Below are 22,339 nucleotides of genomic sequence, written 5' to 3' on the forward strand. Positions count from 1 at the left end.
TGACATCGCTAAGTGCACACAATATGGATTCACCGTTCAAAACTATCGGCTTAATCGGCAAGCCCAACCACTCAGGTGCGGCCAACACATTACAACGTCTTCATACTTTTTTGCTCGCATTAGGTTTTGAAGTCCTTGTTGAACAACGTACTGGAAGGCAACTTGAAGATGTGCCCAGTGAGCAATTAGTAAAGCTAGTCGATTTAGGCGAACGTGCGGATTTAGCCATTGTAGTAGGTGGTGATGGAAATATGCTGGGTGCGGCAAGAGTTTTAGCACGCTTTGATGTTGCTGTTATTGGCGTTAACCGTGGCAATTTAGGCTTTCTAACAGACCTCAACCCAGAAGGCTTTGAAGCCAGCTTAGAACACGTTCTTAGTGGGCAATATATTGAAGAAAAACGCTTTCTGCTAGAAGTAGAAGTGTATCGCCACGCTGAGTTAAAAAGCGCAAATTCAGCCGTAAACGAAGCGGTGCTGCATGCTGATAAAGTCGCTCATATGATCGAGTTTGAGGCCTTTATTAATAACGATTTCGTTTTTTCACAGCGTTCAGATGGTTTAATAGTCTCAACACCCACAGGCTCAACAGCTTATTCATTATCTGGCGGTGGGCCAATTTTAACCCCTGAACTGAACGCAATATCACTTGTGCCTATGTTTCCTCATACACTTTCAAGTCGCCCTTTGGTTGTTGATGCCGACAACGAAGTTCGCCTGAAACTGAGCCTTGAAAACACCGACAGTTTACAAGTTAGTTGTGACAGTCATGTGGTGCTGGCAGTATTACCTGGGGATGAAGTGGTGATAAAAAAAGCTGATAAACGTTTACGGCTAATCCACCCTAAAGACTATTCTTACTACAATGTTCTGAGAAAAAAACTGAATTGGGGAAGTCGGTTATTTTAAAACACATTTTTTACTTTAAATAATTGCCAAGTCAAAGTGATTAGCGCAAAATATTCAGACTTAAAGCTGTAATTATTTAAGGAATCTAATCCGAAATGGGCTATATCGTTTTTCTTGCTCTACTGTTGCTGATCACCTTGCTAGGTTGTTACTGGATCATCGAAAGTAATCGTCAAAAAGCAATCGAAGCAGAAAAAAAGCGCTTCAATCAACGCGTAAAAGAAATCAACAATGACTTCAAAATCAAATTAATTGAATTTAGTGAAGCCAAGCTCATTCGCCCTAAAAATATAGGCAGCTTACATCAAATAACAAGTAACTATTTCGTCGTGCAAGCACATAATGAAGAAAATTTAAATCAACTCGAATATATCAGTGATTTATTTATCAATACGGTCATTGCAGAGGCAAGTCGCTTACAAAGTGAAGCTGAACATGACCAACTTGCAGACCGTTTGCAATATTTTATGGCGCAACTGCCTCGTAATGGTATCGAGTTTAATAAAACCTTTTATCAAGAAACATTTCCTTCATTGGTTGAGACTATCAAGTTCTATCCTTCTATCGAATCAATTGATGAACACCAGCAAAGTATTGCCCCCCAAGAGATTGAAGATTTAAACCAACAAGAACAGCTCACAGAATTAACCTAAAATAAAAATTTAGTTTGCAAAACCCAAAAACACTGTATAAATTAACAGTTAATTAGCTGGATGGATAAACAGTATGTTAATTGGGTTAGAAATTAAAAACTTTGCCATTGTGAGTAGTTTAAGTACGGAATGGCATCATGGTATGACAGCCATTACCGGTGAAACAGGTGCCGGTAAATCAATTGCAATAGATGCACTCTCATTGTGTTTAGGTGAACGAGCCGATGCAACAGCCGTTCGCCCTGGCACTGACCGTGCAGAAATTTGTGCGCAGTTTGATATTTCAACGCTTCCTTTAGCGCAGCAATTCTTAGAGCATCATTTGTTATCGAATGCTGAAGGCGAATGTCTGTTACGTCGTGTGATTTGCAAAAATGGTCGTAGTAAAAGCTACATCAATGGCAGCACAGTGACTGCTGCACAACTCAAAGAGCTTGGCCAGTACTTAATATCGATTCATGGCCAACATGCCCACCAGCATCTATTAAAATCTGATCATCAACTGCATTTACTTGATGCGTATGCTGGTCACACGACATTGCTTGCTGATGTTAAAGAGCGCTATAAAGCCTACCAAGCATTATTAAAAGAGTTTAATCAGCTTGAGCAACAACAACAGCAGCAAGCTGCGCAAAAGCAATTACTCGAGTATCAAGTTGCCGAATTAGATGAATTTGCTTTACTACCTGGTGAGTTTGAAGAAATAGAAGTCGAGCATCACAAATTAAGCCACAGCCAAACTATTTTAGAATCATGCCAACGTGAATTGCAGCATTTATATGAAGCTGATGAGCAAAGTGCATGCTCACTGCTACAGCACAGTGCCCAGCAATTTACTGAACTTGCAGGGTATGATGAGAGCCTCTCTGGTATTGCCACGCTTTTAAATGAAGCCGCAGTGCAAGTCGAAGAAGCTAGCCGAGAGATCCGTGGTTATGTTGATATGACAGATCTAGACCCTGCCCGTTTAGACGATGTAGAAACTCGCTTAACTGGCATCATGGACCTGGCGCGTAAGCATCACATTAAACCTGAAGAACTTGTTGAGTTTCATCAATCAATCGCAGAAGAATTAGCATCAATTAGCTATAACAGCGACCGCCTTGGCGCACTTGAAAGCGAAATTAGCGACGCGCTTGAACAATACAGGCAAGCGGCTCAATTATTAAGTGAAAGTCGCCATCGTTACGCTGATACGCTTAATCAGCTAATTAGCGATAGCATGGCTAATCTATCAATGGAAAATGGCAAGTTTGCGATTGATATACAACAAACACCCGACAAATCACCTAGCGCAATGGGTTTTGACACAGTCTCGTTTTTGGTATCGACTAACCCTGGTCAACCTTTACAAGCCCTATCAAAAGTTGCATCCGGTGGTGAGTTATCGCGTATTAGCTTAGCTATTCAAGTTATTATTGCAGAGCGCGTGACCACGCCAACTTTAATTTTTGATGAAGTGGATGTGGGTATTTCAGGCCCGACAGCATCCGCCGTAGGAAAGCTGCTGCGCCAACTTGGGAAATCAACTCAAGTTATATGCGTTACACATTTACCTCAAGTTGCCAGCTCTGGGCATCAACAGTTTTTTGTTGCCAAAGAAATTGCTCATGGCGAAACCTTTACACAAATGAATACACTATCAAAAGATGGCCGTATAGACGAAATTGCACGTCTACTTGGGGGCGATAATATTAGCAAAACAGCAAGAGCAAATGCGAAAGAGTTAATAAGCGCACATGCATAATTTGTTAAGAGAAGTAATGGGCGCTTAAGCGCTCATAAATTGGACATTAAAATAATGATATTTCGCAAATTAGCTTTATTTGTGACAGCTTCAATAGCGATGACATCAACCCCAGTAAGTGCATCACAATCTGTGGATACAGCAAGCCCTTTTATATCTGTTTGGCTGTATTTAGTCGAAGCATTAGTGATTGCTTTGCCTATTGTTGCTTTACTTTTACTGGTATTTAGTCGCTGGAAACACTTAAGATTTAAATTACAGCTACAATCTGTTCTAAATGTGTCTGCTTTTTTGATGATCGCATTGGGTGGTATTTTAGGCTACTTTAGCCAAGCATTATCGACCATGATTTGGTTGTTTATGGGTAGCCACCTTATTGTAGTTGGTACAGCCTATTTACTTCTAAAACGTCATAAAATGAAAGTAAGGAATGCCTTGATTGGATGTTGGTAATGACCAATAGCGTAATAAATAAAACAACTAGCCTAAAGTAAAAAAGCAAGCTGAGCGCTTGCTTTTTTACTAACCAAGAGAGTCTAATTAAACCTCTAGGTAATCCATAATACCTTCAGCAGCATTACGGCCTTCAAATATGGCAGTCACGACTAAGTCTGAGCCTCGTACGATGTCACCACCAGCAAATATTTTCGGATTGGTTGTTTGATGCGTAAACTCACCTTTTTCTGGTGCATTAATGCCGCCCCAATGGTTTATTTCAACACCATAAGGTTCTAACCAGTCCATTTTATGAGGTTTAAAACCAAACGCCATGAGCACTTTGGTGGCTTCAATAACATGTTCAGAACCGGCAACCTCTTCAGCACGACGACGACCATTTTCATCCGGCTCACCAAGTTGTGTTTTTACCATCTTAACGCCAGCGACTTTACCATGCTCGTCTACAACAATACCTTTAGGTTGAACGTTAAAGGTAAACTCAACGCCCTCTTCACGGGCATTTTTAACTTCGCGTTTTGAACCTGGCATATTTTCTTCATCACGACGATACGCACAGGTTACTTTCGTTGCGCCTTGACGGATTGATGTTCTAACACAGTCCATTGCAGTATCACCGCCACCAAGCACGACTACTTTTTCGTTAGCCATATCAATGTAGGCTTGCTTATCCTCAGCATAACCCATAACACGATTTGTGTTACCGATTAAGAAAGGCAATGCATCAAACACACCATCGGCGTCTTCGTTCTCAAAACCTGCTCGCATACTTTGATAAGTACCTACGCCTAAAAACACGGCATCATATTCTGCCAATATTTCATCAAGGGTAATATCAACACCCACTTCAGTATTTAGCTTAAACTCAACACCCATTTCAGTGAAAATTTCGCGACGCTTTTGCATCACTTCTTTTTCAAGTTTGAATGAAGGAATACCAAATGTAAGTAAACCACCAATTTCAGGGTGACGATCAAACACCACAGGTTTTACACCGTTACGTACTAAAATATCTGCACAACCTAAGCCTGCTGGGCCTGCACCAATGATAGCCACTTTTTTGTCAGACCAAACAACATACGACATATCTGGTTTCCAGCCCATCTTAAAGGCCGTATCAGTGATGTACTTTTCGATATTACCGATAGTAACAGCACCAAATTCTTCATCAAGTGTGCATGAGCCCTCACATAAGCGGTCTTGTGGACAAACTCGGCCACACACCTCCGGTAAACTATTGGTTCGATGAGAAAGCTCAGCTGCTTCTAAAATACGACCGGTACGAATTAACTTTAACCACTGTGGAATATAGTTATGGACTGGACATTTCCATTCACAATATGGGTTACCACAATCTAAACAGCGGTCCGCTTGTGAGTTAACTTGTGTTTCAGAAAACGGCTCGTATATTTCTACGAAAGACTGTTTACGTGCAGAAATTGGCTTTTTGCGCGGATCTACACGTTGTACATCGATAAACTGGTATACATTTTCGCTCATACTACCCCCTACTGAGCCTGAACACGAAGCTCTGCGCTGCTGCGCGCTCGGTGTCCGAGTAAACTTTTTACATCACTAGATTTTGGCTTGACCAATTTAAACATCGGCATGTATAAATCAAAGTTAGCTAAAATCTGCTCAGCGCGGTTTGAGCCTGTCAACTCTAGATGCTCAGCAATTAGACCACGTAAATGTTCTTGGTGAGATGCTAAGCCCTCAAGCGTAACGATTTCAACGAGCTCTGGGTTAATGCGTTTTTCAAAGTCTTTGCCTTCATCAAGAATATAGGCAAAGCCACCTGTCATGCCCGCACCAAAGTTGATACCCACTTTGCCAAGTACGCAAACCACACCGCCTGTCATATATTCACAGCCGTTATCACCCACGCCTTCTACAACCGCTTGCACACCTGAGTTACGAACAGCAAAACGTTCACCTGCAGAGCCAGCAGCAAATAACTTACCGCCTGTTGCTCCATATAAACAGGTATTACCTGCAATCGTGGCCTTATGGCTTTCAAACGATGAACCGAGCGGCGGACGAATTACCAGCTTACCGCCAGCCATGCCTTTACCAACATAGTCATTGGCATCGCCAACTAGGGTCATTTCAAGACCACCGGCATTCCATACACCGAATGATTGACCCGCCGTACCATGAAGCTCAATAGAAACAGGATCAGCAGCCATGCCTTGGTTGCCATGTTTTGAGGCTATATAGCCTGATAACATGGCGCCTACAGAACGGTCGGTATTACAAATTCGGCTTACCAATGAGGTGCCTGACTTTTCGTCAATTGCTTGTTTTGCTTTTTCAAGCAAGGTTTCATTTAGCTGACCTAAGTAGTGTGAGCTATTTGGCACACTACAATACAGGGTTTCACCTGTTGGGTTGTTTGGCACAGCAATCACAGACGACAAATCCACTTTCTTTTGTTTCTCTGTCTTGCCTTCAATCGCTTCAAGTAAATCCAAACGACCAATTAAATCAGTTAAGCGTGTTACACCTAAGCTTGCCATGATTTGACGTGCTTCTTGAGCAATAAACTTGAAGTAATTCATCGCCATTTCTGGCAAGCCATGGTAATGCTTTTGACGTAGTGTATCGTCTTGCGTTGCAACACCAGTCGCACAGTTGTTTAAGTGACAAATACGCAGATATTTACAACCAAGAGCCACCATAGGACCCGTACCAAAGCCAAAGCTTTCAGCACCTAAAATAGCTGCTTTAATGATGTCTAGGCCTGTTTTAAGTCCGCCATCAGTTTGTAAGCGAATGCGGTGACGTAAACCATTTTCTACTAGCGCTTGTTGAGTTTCAGCAAGGCCAAGCTCCCATGGGCTACCCGCATACTTAACAGAAGTAAGTGGGCTTGCCCCGGTACCACCGTCATAACCCGCAATGGTAATTAAATCGGCATACGCTTTGGCAACACCCGTTGCAATCGTCCCAACACCTGGTTCAGACACTAATTTCACCGAAATCAGTGCATCTGGGTTGACTTGTTTTAAATCGAAAATAAGCTGGGCTAAATCTTCAATCGAGTAAATATCGTGATGCGGCGGTGGCGAAATCAATGTCACACCTGGCACTGAGTAACGTAACTTTGCAATATACGGCGTTACTTTTTCTCCCGGTAATTGACCACCCTCGCCTGGTTTTGCACCTTGAGCAACTTTAATCTGAATTACATCAGCGCTACGTAAGTAATGTGGTGTTACACCAAAACGACCTGAAGCAACTTGCTTAATACGCGAGTTTTTCTCTGTGCCGTAACGAAGTTTATCTTCACCACCTTCACCAGAGTTTGAACAACCACCTAAACGATTCATCGCAATCGCTAGCGCTTCATGCGCTTCTGGCGATAGCGCACCAATACTCATTGCTGCTGAGTCAAAACGCTTGTATAGCTCAGTTGCAGGTTCCACGTCATCAATACTAATACCTGCATCTGGCACTTTTACTGCCAACATGTCACGTAAGTTGGTGATCGGGCGATTATTTACTAAATCAGCATAGGCAACATAATCACTGTACTCACCAGAGCGCACTGCTTTTTGTAGTGTTTGAATAACATCTGGGTTATACGCGTGATACTCACCACCGTGAACATATTTTAGTAAGCCGCCATGACTTAATAATTTACGTTTACTAAATGCCAACTTATGAAGCTTACGTTGATCGTCATCAAAATCAGTAAAACACGCCCCTTTAATGCGACTTGCCACACCATTAAAACAGGTTTCGACGATAGCCTCAGACAAACCAACGGCTTCAAATAACATTGAGCAGCGATAAGATGCAACAGTGCTAATACCCATTTTCGACATGATTTTATAAAGACCCTTGTTTATCGCATTACGATACGCAAGCGTTACTTCGCAATAAGTCTTATTGATCACCTTGCTATCACTCATAGCAACCAGTGACTCATAAGCAAGGTACGGATAAATAGCCGTCGCGCCAAAACCAAGTAATACAGCGAATTGATGCGCATCGCGAACACTACCTGATTCAATGATAATGTTTGATTCACAGCGCAAATTATTATCAACTAAACGTTTTTGAATAGAGCCTACCGCCATCGCAGCAGGAATAGGCAACTGTGTTTCGCTGAAGTTACGGTCGCTTAACACTAACATCACACAACCAGCAGCCGCTTTCTCTTGCGCTTCGTCACAAATACGTGTGATGGCGCTTTCAAGCCCTTCTTCTACTGTGTAAGTGATATCAATTTTACAGTAGCTGTAATATTTATCATCAGCATTAAGTAACTGCTGCATATCTGCATACATCAGGATTGGTGTATCAAACTGCAAACGCTTAGCGTGACCTGTGGTTTCGTTAAATACGTTTTGCTCACTGCCTATACAGGTAGCTAATGACATAACGTGATTTTCACGAAGTGGATCAATCGGTGGATTCGTTACTTGCGCAAACTTTTGTCTGAAGTAATCAAATAACGAGCGATGACCTTCTGAAAGTACGGCAAATGGTGTGTCATCACCCATTGAGCCTGTCGCTTCTTGACCATTTTCACCCATCACACGAATAACACTATCAAGCTCTTCGTTGGTGAAACCAAACATCTTTTGATATTTAAGCAATGTTTCGTCATCAAATGAACGATTACCCGCATCTTTTTCAGAGAGCTGCTCGAACGGTGTTAAACGCTTAACATTTGCTTCGAGCCATGCTTTGTATGGGTGACGTGATTTAAGATCTTGGTCAATTTCATCTGAATGCCAAATTTTACCTTGATGAGTATCAATAACTAACAGCTCACCAGGGCCAACACGGCCTTTTTCAACGACCTCGTCTGGTGCATAGTCCCAAATCCCCACTTCTGAGGCGAGTGTTATAAAACCATCTTGGGTGATCACATAACGCGCTGGGCGTAAGCCGTTACGGTCAAGGTTACAGGCTGCAAAACGGCCATCAGACATAACAATACCAGCAGGGCCATCCCATGGTTCCATATGCATTGAGTTAAAGTCGTAGAATGCACGTAGATCTTCATCCATAGCACGGTTTTTTTGCCATGCTGGCGGCACAAGCATACGCATTGCACGGAATAAATCCATGCCACCCGCTAAGAACAGCTCAAGCATATTGTCTAAGCTTGAAGAGTCAGAACCGCTTTCGTTAACGAACGGTGCAGCTGATTGCAAATCAGGGATAAGTGGTGAGGCAAACTTATACGCACGGGCACGGGCCCACTGGCGGTTACCTTGAATAGTATTAATCTCACCATTGTGTGCTAAATAACGAAATGGCTGCGCTAATGGCCAACGAGGTTGTGTATTAGTAGAAAAACGTTGATGGAATACACAAATCGCACTGGTCATGCGAATGTCAGCTAAATCTAAATAAAAGTTAGGTAAGTCAACAGGCATCATCAAGCCTTTATAGACAGTTACCAAACCAGATAAGCTGGCAATATAAAAATGTTCATCGTTTTCAAGGCGCTTTTCAGCACGACGACGCGCAACATATAAACGGCGTTCTAAATCTTTTGGACGCCAGCCTTCTGGGGCGCTAACAAAAATTTGTTCAAAGCCTGGTAGTTGTTTTTTTGCAATTGGCCCTAAACATGACGCATCGGTCGGTACTACGCGCCAGCCTTGAATGCTCAAGGTTTCTTTTTCGAGTTCTTCACTCAACACATCTTTAGCTGTTTGCGCAAGTACAGGATCGGCATTCAAAAATACCATGCCTACGGCGTAGTTCTTTCCTAGATGCCAGTCATGTTCGCTAGCAATAGCACGAAAGAAACTATCGGGCTTTTGCATTAATAAACCACAACCATCACCGGTTTTACCATCGGCAGAAATACCGCCACGGTGCTCCATGCGATCAAGCCCTGTGATTGCTGTTCGGATCAAGCGGTGACTCGCTTGCCCATTGACTTGGGCTATCAAGCCAAAGCCACAATTATCTTTTTCTAATTTTGAGTCGTATAACATAGACCCCTCCCCTTGCTACAACGACCAGCCCTTTAGTCTCTTGTGACAGGGCTAGCAGACGAACAAAACTATCGCCAAATAATCTCTGAGTCAATAGAGTTTTGAATACATATTCATATTCATGAATATTTCTCATTTAAATGCACTTAGTAAATTCTATGCTAATTTTTTACATTTAGACGTATTTTCACCGTTATTTTTTTATGACACTGGTGTCATATTTAACAACTTGTAAAAGAAAAATTTCAAAAACCACTCTTTACGTTAACGTAAACTGATAATCAAAATGAATAAATATTCACTTTGTGAATGATAATGCAGAATTTAGATATCACCTACTCACATAAACCAGACTCGCTGGACACTTGCTGTAACTCTTTCGATAGCTATTTACGCTTACACTCCTAAAAGCTTGCTCTTTACGCACACGTAAACCCACTTTTTAAAAAGTGTCCGCTGCGGACACTTTTTCTGTCCGCGGACATTGAAATAACATCAACAAGATAAATAAACCCCTTATAAATCAACAAAGTAAAAGTTGGCATGTTGTTGGTATATAAGATCACATCAGCAGATTTAAGGACATGACATGTTCACTTTTAGTTTATTTATTGCATCGCCACTCACCATGCTAGTAGTGGGTTTCATGATTATGTTAGTTGAAAACATTAAGGAACTATGATGATAAAAGATACCAGTGCTCAGGATATCTCGGTGACAAAGAAGAATAACTTTGCAAAACCAGTTGCACTAATTATCGGTGTATTATTAATTGGCTCGGTTGGTATAGGTAGTATTTTTGCAGACACCGAAGGCAGTATTTCCGTTGAAAAAGCAAGCCTACAAATCAGCAAAGTAACTCAGCAACCTCTCATTAGAGATGTCGCCGCCAGTGGCAAAATCGTTGCTGCAAATGCGCCCAAAGTATACAGCCCTGAACGCGGTTTTGTGGATTTGAAAGTAAAAGCAGGTGACAGCGTAAAAAAAGATGACGTCATCGCAATAGTAAAAAGCCCTGAGCTAACAAATGAGCTAAAACAGCAACAATCTGTACTTGCAAGGCTTGATGGTGAGCTTCAACGCAAGCAACTTGAAGCACGTAGACAAAAATTAAGCTTAACGAAAGCGCTCGACCTTGCTCAGGTCGAACTTAATGCTGCTGACCGTGAAAACCGTCGTGCCCAATTATCTATAAAGAAAAACTTAATAAGCCAAATTGATTTAGAAAAAGCAGTCGATGATTTAGCAAGAGCAAAACTTTCTTATAAACATGCTGAGCAAGAGGTTACGCTTGCTAAAGATACCCTTGCCTTTGAGTTAAAAGCCGCAGAGCGAGATCTAGCAAGACAGCAGCTTATCGTTGATGATTTATTTCGCCAAGTAAATGACCTAACTATCATAGCCAGTGTGAGCGGCATCGTGGGGAATTTACTTGTGCAACAAAAAGAGGCCGTAACTCAAAGTCAGCCATTAATGACTTTGGTGGACTTAAGTAACTTTGAAGCAGAGCTTCAAGTGCCAGAAAGTTATGCCAATGAATTAGGTTTAGGGATGCAAGTCGAACTAACGCTCGGTGCTCGTCATGTGACGGGAACATTGTCAGCAATATCACCGGAAGTAAACAACCGTGAAGTGACAACACGAGTGCGATTTGATGATGAACTGGTTGGAATTCGCCAAAATCAGCGTCTCACAGCCCGCATTCTCTTAGAAAATCGCGACAATGTTTTACAAGTAAAGCGCGGCGCCTTTTTACAACAAGGTGGGACGCGTGCTTATCGAATCGATGGTGATATGGCTTACTTAATCGATATAAAAACAGGCGCTAGCAGTATTAACGCCGTGGAGCTCTTAGAAGGCGTTCAAGCTGGCGATCAATTAATCATCTCTAACTACGACCGTTATAAACAAGCACCGGTACTCGTTTTACGTTAACAACAAGGAATTATAATTATGCTTAAAATGAATAACATCAATAAAGTGTATCAAACTGAAATGGTACAAACTCATGCACTTCGTGATTTTAACCTACAAGTAGATGAGGGTGAATTTATTGCAGTGACAGGCCCAAGCGGTTCAGGTAAAACCACTTTTTTAAACATTGCAGGAATGCTAGAGCCATTTAATGAGGGCCAATATCTATTAGACGGTATTGACGTCGGTAAACTCAATGACAATCAGCGTGCCGATCTTCGTAATCAAAAAATCGGTTTTATTTTCCAAGGTTTCAACCTCATCCCTGACTTGAACCTATACGAAAATATTGAAGTACCACTTCGTTACCGTGGGATTAAAGCAGCCGAGCGTAAACGTCGAATTGAGCAATGTTTAGAGCAAGTTGGTCTAGCGTCACGTGCTAAACATCTCCCTCAACAGCTCTCTGGCGGACAACAGCAACGTGTAGCTATTGCTAGAGCCCTTGCTGGTGAACCTCGTTTTTTACTTGCCGATGAGCCAACGGGTAACCTTGATAGCTTAATGGCTCGCCAAGTAATGGAATTGCTTGAACAAATAAATCGTGATGGCGCAACTATTGTGATGGTTACTCACGATCCTGAACTTGCTCGCAGAGCACCTCGAAACATTCAGGTCGTTGATGGTCAACTCGCAGACCTCACCTTGTATCAAGGCACTCAAAACTTAAAAGCTGCAGGGGTGTAGTCATGTTCCTTCATTATTTAGATTTAAGCTGGCGTAGCTTTAAGCGCACGCCATTAGTGAGCTTTTTAATGGTACTAGCCATTGCTATTGGTATTGGTGTCACGATGACAAGCCTATCTGTTTATCACATGATGTCGGCGGATCCGATCCCTGAAAAAAGCAGCCAACTTTACAGCGTACAGCTTCAAATTATGGACGATGGCAGCACTTGGTGGACTAAGGACAACCTACCCTTACAATTGACCTACCAAGACGCTGTGAATTTGAATAAAGCGGATGCAGGTGGCAAACGTGTCACTATGGTACGCACTGGCTTTTCGGTTTATTTAGACTCAGACAAAATAAAACCTTTTATAGGCCAAGCTCGCCTCACTACACCTGACTTTTTCGATATGTTTAATTTGTCATTTTTATATGGAGGTGTTTGGAGCGAGCAACAAGAGGCAAATGCCACACCTGTTGTCGTGATCAGCAAAGAACTTAATGACAAATTATTTGCTGGCGAAAATTCGATTGGAAAAATTATCTACCTTGACGATGCCAGTTACGAGGTGGTGGGTGTTATTGATGATTGGGATATTACAACTAAGTATTACGATTTAAATAACGGCTCATTCAATAAAACAGAGCAACTATTCCTCCCTTTTAGCCTTATGAAAGCGCGTCAGCTAGAAAACTGGGGTAACACAAATGGATGGAAACACGAAAAAACCAATACATTCAACGATAAGTTAAATTCAGAGTTAGTGTGGCTACAATTTTGGGTTGAACTTAAAACGCCTGAGGAAAAACAAGCTTACCAAGATTTCTTGATGGCTTACATGCAAGAACAACAAAAGCTAGGTCGCTTCAATCGTGAGCAACTAGAGGCCAAACTACGGGACGTGAATGAGTGGATGCAATACAACAATGTAGTCAGTGAAGATAATGAGATTCTTGTTGGTCTGAGCTTTATGTTTTTGGCTGTATGCCTTGCGAACATTCTTGGTTTACTGCTTGCTAAATTTTTACGAAGAGCTTCAGAGGTGGGTGTACGAAGAGCCCTTGGCGCGAGTAAACGACAAATTTTTTACCAGCACATCGTCGAAGTAGCCATGCTAGGGTTTTTAGGCGGTATTTTTGGGATCATTCTTGCTCAAATTGGCCTTTTAGGTGTGCGCCAAAGCTATAGCTATTATAAAAGCCTAGCAACCATGGATTTAAGCATGCTCTTGAGTGCTCCTGTTATAGCTATTAGTACCTGTGTTATTGCTGGACTTTACCCTGCTTGGCTGGTGTGCAAAACCAACCCTGCTATTTATCTGAAGAGCCAATAAGGAAAGTAACATGTTTGAAATTAAACCTATTTTTAACGCCTTATGCCGCTCAAAGGTTGGCGCAGTCTTATTACTTATACAAATTGCCATTACCACAGCAATTGTCAGTAATGCTGCATTTATTATCCAAGACAGAATTAGCTATTTAAGCCAAGAAACCGGCTACCCTGAAGAAGATATCTTGGTATTTCATGTAATGATGTTTGGTCAAGACGTATCACTGTCTCAACAGTATGAACTTGATGAAGCCATGCTTCGCCAAATACCTGGCGTAGTCGATGCTGCGTATTCAAGTAATACACCGCTTTCAGGCAGTGGCTCATCGTCTGACTTTAGCTTAAAGCCAGCGCCTGAAGAGAGTAAATCAGCCCGTACTTCTTACATGTTTATCGATGAACATGGTATCAATACTTATGGTGTAAAACTCATTGCTGGGCGCAACTACACCGAAGACGAAGTGATTGTCACTGACAATTACGATGAGCTTTCAAAGGTCACTGTTGTCACTAAAACTCTACTCGATGAGCTGTTCCCTGACGGCAACGGCCTTGGGCAAACCATTTATTTTGGTGATATCCCAATGAAAATCATCGGCGTGATTGATTTAATGAAAGGCCCATGGCTTAAAGATAGCCGCCCTGATAATGTCGCATTGCTCCCTTTTATTAAAGCCGGTAGTAATGCACGATTTGTAGTAAGAACTGAACCAGGTCAACGTCAATCTGTAATGAACCGAGTTGAAGAGGCTATGTTAAAAAACTACAACAAACGTGTTATTTCTCGCATTCGTGGCCTTGATGAAGACAAAGAACAATATATGGCAGAAGATACATTAATGATGCGTATGCTGATTGTACTTATTACTATCTTAGTCTTGGTGACTGCCCTGGGTATTTTTGGCCTGACGCTATTCAATATTAGTAAACGCACAAAACAGATCGGTACTCGCCGTGCATTAGGTGCAAGAAAATCTGCCATCATCAGCTACTTCTTAGTTGAAAACGCCATGATTTGTAGTGTTGGTTTAGTCATTGGCATCATTGCTGCTGTTTATTTAGGGCAGCTACTTATGCAGCATTTTTCTATTGCACAACTAGAGATTAGTTATGTACTTGGTACTGCTTTGTGTGTGTTCGTTATGAGCTTATTGGCTGTACTTGCTCCAGCAAAACGTGCGGCGAATATCTCACCGAGCATTGCAACCCGAACAATTTAGTTCTCCCAACCTATGCTACACTGGATTAACAGTGTAGCATTTACCTTGCACCTGATTAGGAAAAAACTAAAACAATAATATGGAAAAAATACTTATCGTTGATGATAACCCTGCTATCTTAGATGCGTTGTCATTATTACTCGAAATTCATAATTTTGAGGTTGTTACAGCAAGCAACCCTTTTGAGGCAACTCAGGCTGTACAATACCAGCGTATTGCACTTGTTATTCAAGACATGAACTTTACCGCCGACACAACCTCAGGCGAAGAAGGCAAAGAACTCTTTTATGCCTTACGAGAGATTAATCCTCATTTACCGATCATTTTAATCACCGCTTGGACAGAGCTTTCAACGGCCGTTGAACTCGTCAAAGCAGGTGCTGCTGATTATTTACCAAAACCATGGGACGATACAAAGCTGCTTACCTGTGTAAATAATCTGATAGAACTGGGTAAGGCAAAACAACAAAACGAAACCTTTGCCCGCCACCAGCAAGAACGTGAAGCATCTGTGCATAATGCCAATTTAGTTGGCTTAGTTTATAAAAGTACGGCTATGGAGCATATCGTCAATCTTGCTATTCAGGTTGCTAAGTCGGATATTTCAGTTTTAATCACAGGCCCTAACGGCAGTGGTAAAGAGCGGATTGCACAAATAATTCAAGCCAATTCATTATTAACGGATGCACCTTTTATCACTGTGAATGCAGGAGCCCTACCAAGCGAACTTATTGAAGCTGAGCTATTTGGTGCAGAAGCTGGCGCCTATACCGGCATTACTAAACAACGTATTGGTCGTTTTGAAGCGGCCGACGGTGGCACCTTATTTTTAGACGAAATTGGTAACTTGCCGCTATCGGGGCAAATGAAACTATTACGCATTTTACAAACCGGCGAATTTGAACGTTTAGGTTCAACACAAACCCGTAAAGTGAATGTTAGGGTTATTTCAGCAACCAATGAAGATTTAAGCCACGCCATTAAAACAGGTCAATTTCGTGAAGACCTCTACTACCGCTTAAATGTGATTGAGTTAAATTTACCACGTTTAGCTGATCGCCCAGATGACATTTTAGCCTTGATTGCACACTTTTTACCTGAGCGCACGCTGTCACTTAGCACTGAAAAAGCCCTTCTCGCCCATAGCTGGCCTGGTAATGTGCGTGAACTTGAAAACGCTTGTAAGCGTGCTGCGGTATTAAAACCAACGGGCATCATTGAACTTGCCGATTTTGGCTTACAAGTTGAAAAAGAAAATACCGTAAAGAGCAAAGCGGAGCCAACAAAACAAGACATTGAACTAGCGATGCGAGACTACCAAGGCGTAATTGCTAAGGTAGCACGCCATTTTGGTCTTAGCAGACAGGCTCTGTACCGTAGACTTGATAAATTTAAGATAGAATATTGATGCTCCGCTATAAAATCATCGCTTTATGCATTATGGCAGCGGTTCTGCCGCTACTGGCCACTAGCTACTTTTTGGCTATACCTTGGGCAAATATAGTACTAGCTTCTTTACTTTGTGCTTTTATATCAGGCTTTCTTGCTTATAAGTTGAGTGCGCCACTGGTCAATGGCATGGCCGCCCTTGAAACTGGCTTACTGAATTTTAAAGATGGCGAACTTGCTTCATTACTTGCATATAACGGCAAGGACGAATTAGGCAATTTATGCCACCTTTATAATCAAACCGCCAAACAACTTCGCCAAGAAAAGCAATGGATTTACCAACGCGAATTAATGCTCGATAAAGTATTACAAAGCTCGCCGCAAGCGGTATTGCTCGTAAACGACCAGGACTTTATTGTATACAGCAACCACAGCGCACGCAGCCTATTTGAAAAACAATCAGCACTTGAAGGATTAACACTCAAAAGCTTGCTTACGCACAGCTCTGAGCAACTTACACGCGCCGTAAACAAAGGTATTGATGGGTTATTCACTTTAGATAGAGCTGAGCAAGAATCACAAACTTGGCATATGGCTACCGGCCGATTATTACTAAACAACCAATTTCACCAACTACTTGTCTTTAAGCAGTTAACGAGAGAGCTCAGTCGTCAAGAGGTCGAAGTGTGGAAAAAGGTCATTCGCATTATTAGCCATGAACTTAATAACTCGCTTGGTCCTATGTCATCCATGCTACATAGTGCTCAACTACTCACTAAAGAAGTTGATGAGCCACGTTTAAAACGAGTGTTTACAACAATAGAAGATCGTATCAAGCACTTAAATGAATTTGTACAAGGTTATGGTAAATTTGCCAAACTGCCCACCCCGCAATTAATCACAATAAATTGGACTAACTTAATTGAACAATTAAAAAATCAGTGGCAGGTCAATGTGACTCTTAATGATGATGTATCAACGCAGGCCGATCATACACAACTGGAACAACTGCTGATAAATCTGTTAAAAAATGCCCATGAGTCAGGCTCAACCCCAGAAGATGTCAGTTTAACGGTACAACAAGAAACAAGCGGCACCCACATCACAGTAAGCGATAAAGGCAAAGGCATGAGTGAAGCCGTAATGGCAAATGCACTTATTCCCTTTTACTCAACCAAAGCAACAGGCAGTGGCCTAGGTTTAGCACTTTGCAGAGAAATAGTAGAGGCACACCACGGGCAAATTAGCTTACACAACCGTGAGCAAGGTGGTTTGAGCGTGCATGTTTTGCTGCCTGCTTAATAAAATTGCTATAAAAAAGCCGCAATTGCGGCTTCTTTCTACACTAAATACGGTTATTCAGCGTCTTCTTCTTTGTACTTTGCAGCAGTTTCTGCAATCAGTGGTTGTAATTCACCACGCTGAAACATCTCAATGATAATATCACAACCACCGATAAGCTCACCTTCAACCCAAAGCTGTGGGAAGGTTGGCCAGTTAGCGTATGCAGGCAACTCTGCACGGATATCAGGGTTTAGTAAGATGTCGACGTAAGCAAACGGTTCACCACACGACATTAATGCTTGTGATGCTTGAGAAGAAAAACCACAGTTAGGTAATTTTGGTGATCCTTTCATATACAAAAGGATTGGATTTTCAGAAATTTGCTGTTTAATTTTATCGATGGTTTCCATTTACAACCTCAAAATACATTGGCTTACTACATTGGCCTTGAAAAAGATTCACTGTGGCCTCAGATATATTACTTAGAATGGCAAACACAGCCACAATTTTAAATAGTCGTAGCAAGAGCATTGCTGTTTGCTAAAACTTGAGTAAAATACTCAACAATTATAGTAACACTATAATACCACTTGGTATAGGTGAGTACGCTGTTTAGCTTGCTATTACCTATAACTAGGTGGACTATCAACCAAGAAGATGGAGATAAAAAATGGCATTTGAACTACCGTCACTACCATACGCAATCGATGCATTAGAGCCACATATTTCAAAAGAAACTCTAGAGTTTCACCACGGTAAACACCACAACACGTATGTTGTAAAATTAAATGGCCTGATCCCAGGCACAGAATTCGAAAATAAATCTCTAGAAGAAATCGTATGTTCTTCAGAAGGTGGTGTATTTAACAATGCTGCACAAATCTGGAACCACACTTTCTACTGGAACAGCCTATCTCCAAACGGTGGTGGTGAGCCTACTGGCGCTATCGCTGATGCTATCAACGCTAAATGGGGTTCTTTCGAAGCATTCAAAGATGCATTAAACGACAAAGCTGTAAACAACTTTGGTTCAAGCTGGACTTGGTTAGTTAAACTAGCTGACGGCACACTTGATATCGTAAACACATCAAATGCTGCAACTCCGTTAACTGATGAAGGTGTAACACCAATCCTTACTGTGGATCTGTGGGAACACGCTTATTACATCGATTACCGTAACGTTCGTCCAGATTACTTAAAAGGTTTCTGGGCACTAGTTAACTGGGACTTCGCGAACGCTAACTTCGCTTAATCTTCTGTTACTAACAGTAATCAAAAAAAGGCGCTTCGGCGTCTTTTTTATTGCTATTGCACGCCCCTTCTAAGCCGCAGCCAAGCCCTCACTCAAAAAGCCTAATCAAGATGAGCTTTTTTCAATTAAATTCTTAATTTTCTTGCGCAAAAAGTCAAAATCGTGACTAAGCTTTAAATAACCTTTGCTTTTCTCTTAATCTAATTACACGTCATTTTAGCGGGTTTTCGGAGGTCTCTATGAGTATTTTTGAGCATTACCAATCACGATACGAAGCAGCGCAAGAAGAAGAATACAGTATTGAGGAATTTCTCGAGATCTGTAAAAAGGATAAATCAGCTTATGCCAGCGCGCCTGAGCGGCTTTTAATGGCCATCGGTGAGCCTGAAATTATCGATACATCAACCGATGCGCGCTTAAGCAGGCTGTTTTCAAATCGCGTTGTTGCACGCTACCCTGCCTTCCACGATTTTTACGGGATGGAAGATGCAATAGAGCAAATCGTTGCGTACTTAAAACACGCAGCTCAGGGGTTAGAAGAGTGCAAGCAAGTTCTCTATCTACTTGGTCCGGTGGGGGGTGGTAAATCATCAATCGCTGAAAAGCTTAAATACTTGATGCAACAAGTGCCTATTTATTCAATTAAAGGCTCGCCTGTTAACGACCACCCATTAGCGTTATTTGACCCAAATGAAGACGCTGAGCTTTTAGAAAAAGAATACGGTATTAAACCGCGTTATTTAAAAACAGTGATGTCGCCATGGGCTGCAAAACGTTTAAGCGAATTTAACGGTGACATTAGCCAATTTAGAGTGGTTAAGCGCTACCCATCCATTTTAAACCAAGTCGCAATTGCTAAAACAGAGCCCGGCGATGAAAACAATCAAGACATCTCAGCACTCGTTGGTAAAGTCGATATTCGCCAACTTGAACACTTTGCACAAAATGACCCCGATGCATATGCCTACTCGGGTGCGCTTTGTTTAGCAAACCAAGGCTTAATGGAGTTTGTGGAAATGTTTAAAGCGCCCATCAAGGTGCTACACCCACTGCTTACTGCAACGCAAGAAGGTAACTATAATGGGACTGAAGGTATCAGTGCCTTACCGTTTAACGGCATGATTTTAGCTCACTCAAATGAATCTGAGTGGCAAACATTCAAAAACAATAAAAACAATGAAGCATTCCTAGACCGTGTTTACATCGTCAAAGTACCTTATTGTTTACGTGTTTCTGAAGAGGTTAAAATTTATAATAAACTGCTTGAAAATAGTGAATTACACGATGCACCATGCGCACCTGGTACATTAAAAACACTGGCGCAATTTACCACGCTTTCGCGAATGAAAGAGCCTGAGAACTCAAGTATTTATTCAAAAATGCGGGTATATGATGGCGAAAGCTTAAAAGACACCGATCCGAAAGCTAAGTCGTATCAAGAGTACCGCGACTATGCCGGTGTTGACGAGGGCATGACAGGGCTTTCTACCCGCTTTGCGTTTAAGATTCTATCGCGGGTATTTAACTTTGATACCACTGAAGTGGCTGCAAACCCAGTGCACTTATTCTATGTTCTTGAACAGCAAATTGAGCGTGAGCAATTTACTGCCGATGTTGAAGAACGTTACTTAAGCCACTTAAAAGGCTACCTTATTCCTCAGTATGTGGAGTTTATTGGCAAAGAGTTACAAACGGCCTATTTAGAGTCTTACTCTGAATACGGGCAAAACATCTTTGACCGCTACGTCACTTATGCAGATTTTTGGATCCAAGATCAAGAATACCGTGACCCAGATACCGGCCAGCTATTTGACCGCGCTGCACTTAACGCAGAGCTTGAGAAGATTGAAAAACCTGCGGGTATTTCAAATCCGAAAGACTTTAGAAATGAAATAGTCAATTTCGTACTGCGTGCCCGTGCACACAATCAAGGCAAGAATCCGCTTTGGACCAGTTACGAAAAACTTCGCACGGTTATTGAGAAGAAAATGTTCTCAAATACTGAAGATCTCCTACCGGTTATTTCCTTCAATGCGAAAACTTCGGCTGAAGATCAGAAAAAACACGAAGACTTTGTCAATCGTATGGTTGAGAAAGGCTATACCCAAAAACAAGTACGTTTACTTTCTGAATGGTATTTACGCGTTAGAAAATCGCAGTAAAAAACGTTTGTTTTAAGGGGGTTGTTATGGCGCATTTTATTGACCGACGCCTGAATGGAAAAAACAAAAGTACCTTGAATCGTCAACGATTCATCAGGCGTTATAAAAAACAAATTAAAGAAGCGGTATCTGATGCCATTAATAAGCGCAGCGTAACCGATACCACCAGCGGCGAGAGTATCTCTATTCCGCAACGTGATATCAGTGAGCCTATTTTTCATCAAGGACGTGGTGGCGACCGTGAGCAGATCCACCCAGGTAATGACCAATTTTCTACGGGCGACAAAATCAAGCGCCCGCAAGGAGGCGGTCAAGGGGGTGGTAGTGGCGAAGGTGAAGCCAGTGATTCAGGTGAAGGACAAGACGACTTTGTATTTTCTATTTCAAAAGATGAATACTTAGATTTATTGTTCGAAGATCTTGAACTACCTAACCTGCAACAAAATCAGCTCGATAAACTGGTGCAGATGAAAACCCATCGTGCTGGTTTTTGTAACGACGGCATGCCCAGCAATATTGATATTGTTCGTTCCCTGCAGGGGTCACTTGCTCGCAGAGTAGCAATGACCGCTGGCAAAAAACGTCATCTTGCTGAGCTTGAGGGTCAGTTAGCCTTATTACAAGCTGAAGAAGAGCCAGATAAGGCCGCTATTGCTTTACTTGAACGGCAAATCGAGGAGCTACAAAGCCGTATTAAAGCAGTGCCCTTTATTGATAATTACGACTTACGTTTTCGTAACTATGAAAAACGACCTCACCCTACAAGCAAAGCCGTAATGTTTTGTTTAATGGATGTGTCAGGCTCAATGGATCAAGCGACTAAAGACATGGCAAAACGCTTTTATATTTTGCTGTATCAATTTTTAACCCGTAGCTACAAAAATATAGAAGTTGTCTATATTCGTCATCATACCCAAGCTAAAGAGGTGGATGAACAGGAGTTTTTCTATTCTCAAGAAACCGGTGGCACCATCGTATCGAGTGCATTAAAACTGATGAACGAAATCATTGCTGAACGCTATAACCCAGAGGAATGGAACATTTACGCAGCGCAAGCCTCTGATGGTGACAATTGGGCAGACGACTCGCCAAATTGTGGCGAAATTTTACGTAATAAACTGTTAAAGGCGGTGCGCTATTACGCCTATATCGAAATTACCGCCCGTGCTCATCAAAGTTTATGGCGTGAGTATCAATCTATAGCGCAAACCCACGACAATTTTGCAATGCAACATATCCGTGGCGTTGAGGACATTTACCCTATTTTCCGTGAATTATTTAAAAAGAATCGTCAGCAGCAAGGCGCCGCATAGCCTTGCGAGTGAGGTA

16 protein-coding genes are annotated in these 22,339 nt (G+C 41.9%); 13 read left to right on the forward strand and 3 right to left on the reverse strand.

All coding sequences use genetic code 11. The features are described from left to right. Positions 1–23 precede the first annotated feature (23 nt). The 4 genes from nadK (at position 24) to NYF15_RS08665 (ending at position 3,761) form a co-directional block, all read left to right on the forward strand. Positions 24–908 carry an NAD(+) kinase gene (gene nadK, locus NYF15_RS08650; RefSeq protein WP_130151426.1) on the forward strand — a complete coding sequence of 295 codons (885 nt, stop codon included), beginning with the start codon at positions 24–26 and terminating at the stop codon, positions 906–908. Positions 909–1,003: 95 nt separating this feature from the next. Then, positions 1,004–1,561 carry a hypothetical protein gene (locus NYF15_RS08655; RefSeq protein WP_371353340.1) on the forward strand — a complete coding sequence of 186 codons (558 nt, stop codon included), beginning with the start codon at positions 1,004–1,006 and terminating at the stop codon, positions 1,559–1,561. Positions 1,562–1,634: 73 nt separating this feature from the next. Beyond that, the gene (gene recN, locus NYF15_RS08660; protein ID WP_237119356.1) at positions 1,635–3,308 is read left to right on the forward strand and encodes a DNA repair protein RecN; all 1,674 of its coding nucleotides are present in this window, start codon (positions 1,635–1,637) and stop codon (positions 3,306–3,308) included. A 54-nt stretch (positions 3,309–3,362) separates the two neighbouring features. Then, complete coding sequence (locus NYF15_RS08665; RefSeq protein ID WP_371353341.1) at positions 3,363–3,761, forward strand: hypothetical protein; 399 nt, start codon at positions 3,363–3,365, stop codon at positions 3,759–3,761. An 87-nt stretch (positions 3,762–3,848) separates the two neighbouring features. On the opposite strand, the gene NYF15_RS08670 is transcribed toward NYF15_RS08665, so the two are convergent. Together NYF15_RS08670 and gltB are read right to left on the reverse strand one after the other, a co-directional pair. Next, positions 3,849–5,264 (reverse strand): FAD-dependent oxidoreductase, encoded by a 1,416-nt coding sequence (locus tag NYF15_RS08670; RefSeq protein ID WP_062570744.1) that lies wholly within the window; start codon positions 5,262–5,264, stop codon positions 3,849–3,851. An 8-nt stretch (positions 5,265–5,272) separates the two neighbouring features. Continuing rightward, complete coding sequence (gene gltB, locus NYF15_RS08675; RefSeq protein ID WP_237119358.1) at positions 5,273–9,730, reverse strand: glutamate synthase large subunit; 4,458 nt, start codon at positions 9,728–9,730, stop codon at positions 5,273–5,275. Between the two features lie 681 nt (positions 9,731–10,411). On the opposite strand from gltB, the gene NYF15_RS08680 reads away from it, so the two are divergent. From NYF15_RS08680 to NYF15_RS08705, 6 genes are all read left to right on the forward strand, one after another. Continuing rightward, on the forward strand, positions 10,412–11,665 hold the full coding sequence (locus NYF15_RS08680) for an efflux RND transporter periplasmic adaptor subunit (protein ID WP_371353614.1): 1,254 nt from the start codon (positions 10,412–10,414) through the stop codon (positions 11,663–11,665). Positions 11,666–11,683: 18 nt separating this feature from the next. Continuing rightward, entirely contained in the window at positions 11,684–12,391 is a 708-nt protein-coding gene (locus NYF15_RS08685; protein WP_062570741.1) for an ABC transporter ATP-binding protein, read from the forward strand. Between the two features lie 2 nt (positions 12,392–12,393). After that, on the forward strand, positions 12,394–13,707 hold the full coding sequence (locus tag NYF15_RS08690; protein ID WP_371353342.1) for an ABC transporter permease: 1,314 nt from the start codon (positions 12,394–12,396) through the stop codon (positions 13,705–13,707). Positions 13,708–13,717: 10 nt separating this feature from the next. Continuing rightward, complete coding sequence (locus NYF15_RS08695; protein WP_130151418.1) at positions 13,718–14,923, forward strand: ABC transporter permease; 1,206 nt, start codon at positions 13,718–13,720, stop codon at positions 14,921–14,923. Between the two features lie 79 nt (positions 14,924–15,002). After that, positions 15,003–16,331: a sigma-54-dependent transcriptional regulator gene (locus NYF15_RS08700; RefSeq protein WP_371353343.1), complete on the forward strand. Its 1,329-nt coding sequence runs from the start codon at positions 15,003–15,005 to the stop codon at positions 16,329–16,331. Next, on the forward strand, positions 16,331–17,614 hold the full coding sequence (locus tag NYF15_RS08705) for a PAS domain-containing sensor histidine kinase (protein ID WP_371353344.1): 1,284 nt from the start codon (positions 16,331–16,333) through the stop codon (positions 17,612–17,614). Before NYF15_RS08700 ends, NYF15_RS08705 begins: the two co-directional genes overlap by 1 nt. 53 nt (positions 17,615–17,667) lie before the next feature. On the opposite strand, the gene NYF15_RS08710 is transcribed toward NYF15_RS08705, so the two are convergent. Then, positions 17,668–18,006, reverse strand: a complete 339-nt coding sequence (locus NYF15_RS08710) for a Grx4 family monothiol glutaredoxin (protein WP_062570736.1) — start codon at positions 18,004–18,006, stop codon at positions 17,668–17,670. A 260-nt stretch (positions 18,007–18,266) separates the two neighbouring features. Here NYF15_RS08710 and NYF15_RS08715 point away from each other — a divergent pair, with 260 nt between their 5' ends. The 3 genes from NYF15_RS08715 to NYF15_RS08725 all read left to right on the forward strand — a co-directional run bounded on the left by NYF15_RS08715 (position 18,267) and on the right by NYF15_RS08725 (position 22,323). After that, positions 18,267–18,848, forward strand: coding sequence for a superoxide dismutase (locus tag NYF15_RS08715; RefSeq protein ID WP_036967613.1), 582 nt, complete (start codon positions 18,267–18,269; stop codon positions 18,846–18,848). Between the two features lie 239 nt (positions 18,849–19,087). Then, positions 19,088–21,010: a PrkA family serine protein kinase gene (locus NYF15_RS08720; protein ID WP_237127611.1), complete on the forward strand. Its 1,923-nt coding sequence runs from the start codon at positions 19,088–19,090 to the stop codon at positions 21,008–21,010. 26 nt (positions 21,011–21,036) lie between these two features. Continuing rightward, positions 21,037–22,323 (forward strand): YeaH/YhbH family protein, encoded by a 1,287-nt coding sequence (locus NYF15_RS08725; RefSeq protein WP_130151414.1) that lies wholly within the window; start codon positions 21,037–21,039, stop codon positions 22,321–22,323. Positions 22,324–22,339 lie beyond the last annotated feature (16 nt).

Source organism: Pseudoalteromonas sp. 68 DY56-GL68 (assembly GCF_041414825.1).
GTDB lineage: Bacteria > Pseudomonadota > Gammaproteobacteria > Enterobacterales > Alteromonadaceae > Pseudoalteromonas.